Annotated in this window: 1 protein-coding gene and 1 pseudogene; both read left to right on the forward strand. The window is 79.8% G+C overall.

The genetic code is table 11. From position 1 onward, the window contains the following. Window positions 1-787 (forward strand): annotated as a pseudogene (locus ACFU7Z_RS39125) (hypothetical protein); the annotation flags it as partial. A gap of 142 nt (window positions 788-929) precedes the next feature. Beyond that, window positions 930-1,919: an NAD(P)-dependent oxidoreductase gene (locus ACFU7Z_RS39130; protein ID WP_049657289.1), complete on the forward strand. Its 990-nt coding sequence runs from the start codon at window positions 930-932 to the stop codon at window positions 1,917-1,919. Window positions 1,920-1,965: the final 46 nt, after the last annotated feature.

Consider the following 1,965-nt stretch of genomic DNA (forward strand, 5'->3'; position numbering starts at 1 on the left):
GCCCTGCGCGGGGGCGGCCGCGCTCGGCCCGCGCTGGCCGGGGCTGCTGCCCGCCGCCGTCCCGCTGGTGCTGCTGCCCGCGCTGACCGCACCGGCCCCGGCCGAGCCCGGCCCGCCCTGCGCCGGGCCCGGGGTGCTGGGGCCCGGGCCGGCGCCCCGGCCGTACCCCGGCTCCCGGCTGCGGCCGGCGGCGCTGGGCCACGGGCTGGGCCTGGCCGCGCTGCTGCTGCTCCCGCCGGCCCTGCCGGGCGGGGACCGCCCGCTGGCCGTCGCGCTGGTGCTGGCGGCGGCGGTGTCGGCCGGGTCGGCCGAGCGGACGGCCCGCTGGTACCGGCAGCTCGGCCGCGGCCACCTGGGCGCGGCGGGCACCCTGGCGGAGTTCCGGGCCCGGATGCGGCCGGTGCTCCCGGTCGCGCTGGCCCTGCACCTGGCGGTGCTCGGGGTGCTGAGCTTCGCCGCGCTGGCGGTGCTGGCCGTCGTCGCCCCGCGTCCCGGGCCGGGCCACGGCGGAGGGCTGCTGCACCTGGCGGCCGAGCGGGCCGGCCCCGCCCAGTGGGCGGCGCAGGGCGTGCTGGGCCTGCTGGTGGTGCTGCCGGTGCTGCTGGCGCGGTGCGGCCGGCCGGCGGCGGCCGCGGCGGGGGCGTCGGCCGGGGCCGCCGCGGTGCTCGGCCCGCTCGCCCTGGGGCGCTCCGGCCCGGAGGCCTGGCTGCTCGGCGGCGGCACCGTCGCGGCGGCGCTGCTGGCGTACGCCGGGGCGGTGCTCGGCCGGGCCGGCTCGCACCGGTGAGCGCCGTCCGCCCGTTCGCCACCCCCCGTTCGACGTTTGTCGGGGCCCGGTTCACGGTTCCCGCTCCCGTCCCGTTCGTTGAACTTCGTTGAATCCGTTCCGCCAGGTCGTCCCGAGCTGGCTTCGTGGAAGGACGCCCCCGATGAGGGTGCTGCTGCTGGGCGCCGACGGCTTCATCGGCCGCCGGGTCACCGATCGTCTGCTGATGGACCAGGAGTTGCAGGTGACGGTGCTCGGCCGACGCGACTCGGCCGACATCCGCTTCGACCTGACCACCGGGAGCCCGGGCGCGCTGGCCCGGTTCCTGGACGCGGTCGCGCCGCAGGTGGTGATCAACTGCGCGGGCGCCACCTACGGCAGCTCGCGCACCCTGATCCGGTCGAACACGCTGGCCGTCGCGACGGTCTGCGAGGCCATCCGGCGCTGCCGGGAGCCGGCCAGGCTGGTGCACGTCGGCTCGGCCGCCGAGTACGGGCCGGTGCCCGGCGGGGTGCCGGTCTCCGAGCAGGCCGAGCCGCGCCCGGTCGGCCCGTACGGGGTGTCCAAGCTGGCCGGGACGGAGCTGGTGCTGGCCTCCGGGCTGGACGCGGCGGTGCTGCGGGTCTTCGACGTGGTGGGCCCGGGGGCGCCGACCGCCTCGCTGTTCGGGCGGCTGGCCGAGGGCCTGCGGCGGGCGCTGGAGCGGGACGAGCACCAGGTGCGGATGCCGGACCTGTCCGGGTTCCGGGACTTCGTGGACGTCCGGGACGTCGCGCGGGCCATCCAGGCGGCCGCGGTGTCGGCCGCCACCGGGGTGGTCAACATCGGCAGCGGGCACGCCGTCCGGGCCCGGGACGCGGCCCAGCTGCTGGTGCGGGCCTCGGGCTTCGAGGGGCAGATCGTCGAGGAGAACCGGCCGGTCCTGCTGCCCGCGCAGGCCGTCGGGGCGGGCGGCGACCACCTGCCGGGCCACCACCTGCCCGGGCACCGGCCGGAGGGGCACCGGCCGGAGGGCCGGGCGGTGCCGGGCGAGCCGGTGCCGTGGCGGCAGGCGGACGTGCGCACCGCCAGGGACCGTCTCGGATGGCGGACGCAGGTGCCGCTGGAGGAGTCGCTGGGCGACGTCTGGCTGGAGACGGCCTGCCGGGTGTGAGCGCCTCCCGCGCGGCGCCCCGGGCCCGTTGACCACGGGCCCGGGG

Source organism: Kitasatospora sp. NPDC057518 (genome assembly GCF_042802075.1).
Taxonomy (GTDB): domain Bacteria; phylum Actinomycetota; class Actinomycetes; order Streptomycetales; family Streptomycetaceae; genus Kitasatospora.

Excerpts from the sequence above, each read along its gene's own strand:
- ACFU7Z_RS39130 (WP_049657289.1), top strand. The coding sequence starts at position 930 with ATGAGGGTGCTGCTGCTGGGCGCCGACGGCTTCATCGGCCGCCGGGTC.